This window comes from Butyrivibrio sp. (assembly GCF_024699075.1).
In genome coordinates this window covers 1-2,734 of the sequence record NZ_JAILQF010000230.1, presented here as the reverse complement: position 1 = coordinate 2,734, position 2,734 = coordinate 1, and the positions used below count along the sequence as shown (strand labels likewise).

The following is a 2,734-nucleotide window of genomic DNA, read 5'->3' as shown; positions in this document are numbered from 1 at the left end:
TAAGTTCATATACTATCCATGATGATGCGATAGCATCTACAGAGTCACCGAAACGATTGACGATAGAAGATGCGAGATTTTTGCGGTAGTTTGGGTTTCTGAATAGCTTGTCATACTTAAAACTCATGATAGATCCTCCTGTAAGATGTGTGCGCTCATCTTATAAATACGTTTATATACTAAGATGCGGCTGTGTTTGATGATTGTCATTTATTATATTAGATAATAGTCTAACAGCTCTTTGATTAGTATGTTATATCAGTGTTAGATGAACGTCAAGTATCAAGTTAGATGATAGTAAAATCACTACAGATAAGATAAAAAAGATCAAGATATTTTTATAATTAAATAGCCATAAAACCCATTACCTTTAGGTGATGGGTAGTTCACAATTGGATTCTGATACTATTGGTATAAAGAATATTGGCAGGAGTTTTTTTGCACTGTAGGTGGTAAAATAAAGTAGATTGCGATGAATAGATAATTAAGTGGTGGCGACAACGTGTTATGCAAAAGCAGTGCAAAACATTATAAGGAGTTTTTATGAGAAGTTATAGGATTAGCGAAAAGTTAGAGCGCATTGAGCTGAAAACATATAAGAATCTTGAGTTTCAGTATGTCATAGTCATGACAAGTGATGAGTGGAAAGAAAGAAGTGCTGATTTTGATATGGGTATTGAATGGGATATTTATTCAAGATCCGGTAGTGGCACCCGTGCCGAAGTCAACTATGATTCTGTTACAGGTAAGTTCTCTATACTGGATAGGCAGAATATGCCTGAGAAGGCTGGGGAGTTCACTTTTTCTCTTGATGAAAAGGGAATAATCTTCGTAGATGATAAAGGTCTTGCAGGTGAGATTGTAGACAGGATCGCAGCTTCCAAAAAGCTTTTTAATCCATGTCTTGAAAGATTCCTATATGATTTCCTTGAGCAGATCATATATAACGATGCAGATCTTCTTGCATCCTATGACAGGACTCTTGATGATATAGAGAAGAAGATATTTGCAGGGCATACGGATAATGTTCTTATGAATATAGCTGAAATGAGAAATCAGCTGCGAGACCTTAAGATCCACTATCTTGAACTTATGGATGTATGTCAGGAATTTGAAGAAAATGAAAATGAATTCTTTATAGCAAGTAATGAAAGATATTTCCATCTTGTAAATCAGAGAATCCAGAGATTGTATGAAAGGGTATCATCTCTTGTAGAGTTCACTATTCAGCTGCGAGAGTTCTGCCAATCAAAGACTGATGAGAAGCAGAATAGTAACCTTGCCTACCTCACTGTAATATCCAGTATCTTTATGCCACTTACTCTAATTGTGGGCTGGTATGGCATGAACTTTAAGTATATGCCTGAGCTTGACGAGAAGTGGGCTTATCCTGTGACAGGTATCATATGTATACTTATTGTGCTTGTAAGTATAACCTTTTTCAAAAAGAAAAAACTTTTGTGATAAATAGACTTTGAATATTATAAAAGTCACATTTTTGCATTGATAATTGGACAAGGCAGCCGAAATGCTATGATTCGGCTGCCTTTTTTGCTATTAAATGAGCACATAATAGCACAAGGTGACATTGTTTTTGGCTTTAATATGATGGACAATAAGTCGGTGGGTTTAAAGGTATAGATAATATAAAGGAAGTATATTAAACTGCGCCAACAGGTCTTTTGTGGCAGAACTTCCATGACTAATGAAAGGGGTTACTTATGACAGATAATAAGATTACTAGGACATCAAGACTTCATCCTCAGGAAATAAAAAGTAATGAGTACAGATATGATTCTTTTAACACAGGAAAACCTTTTGAAGGAAAAAAGAAAAGGCTTCCATGTATGGGGTGGAATAGCTGGAATGCATTTGGAAGCGGCAATACTGAAGCTCTTACCAAGGCTATGGCTGATAAATTCATAGAGCTTGAACTTGATAAGGCAGGATATGAGTACCTTGTACTTGATGATGGCTGTTACAATTCAGAAAGAGTAGACGGAAGGCTTACTAATGAGCCTCTTAAGTTCCCAGGCGGATTTAAGGCACTTGCAGATTATATTCATGCTAAAGGCCTGAAATTTGGTATGTACAATGATATAGGGACTAATCTCTGTGCAGGATCAGCAGTTGGAACCTGCGGCTTTGAAGATGTTGATGCTGTAAGCTATACAGACTGGGATATAGACTTCCTTAAGGTAGATAACTGCTACTATCTGTGGGATAATGCAACATTTTCTGACAAGGAGAATGCAAGATTTACTTATGCTCCTAATATAAAGGGGATAAGGCTTGCCTTAGCAGATCAAAGTGAATATTCATTTGATGCAGATCTAAGAGAATACTCATTTGACGCAGTAACAGATGGGATAATTACAGGAAGACATGCTAAAGTCAAGGATAACTATGTTACTAATATAGGTACTTTTGATGGAACTAATATAGGTAATACACCTGTTGGTGACCAGAGTAGTGAGCTTTGTTTTAAGCTTAATGATATTCCTGAGGGATCCTATAAGCTTTATGTAACCTATGCTACCGGCAAGGAAGTCGGAGTAGGGCAGTGGCTTGAGGTTGCAGTATCAGATGGAAGTAAGTCAGACTTCTTTTGGGACAACCTTGTAGAAAGTACAGAAGGCACTGAAGACTTTAAGGAGAACTATGTATGTGATATATCTGTAGGAAGCGGTGATACTATTCTTAGACTCATGAATCACAGACGCCAGGAGAACAC

The 2,734-nt window shown here is 36.9% G+C and carries 1 protein-coding gene and 1 pseudogene; both read left to right on the top strand.

The genetic code is table 11. The features are described 5' to 3' along the window. Positions 1–543 precede the first annotated feature (543 nt). A complete protein-coding gene (locus tag K6G87_RS09290) occupies positions 544–1,464 on the top strand; it encodes a magnesium transporter CorA family protein (RefSeq protein WP_296836241.1) in 921 nt (306 codons plus the stop codon). A gap of 257 nt (positions 1,465–1,721) precedes the next feature. Then, positions 1,722–2,734, top strand: a pseudogene (locus K6G87_RS09285) (alpha-galactosidase); the annotation flags it as partial.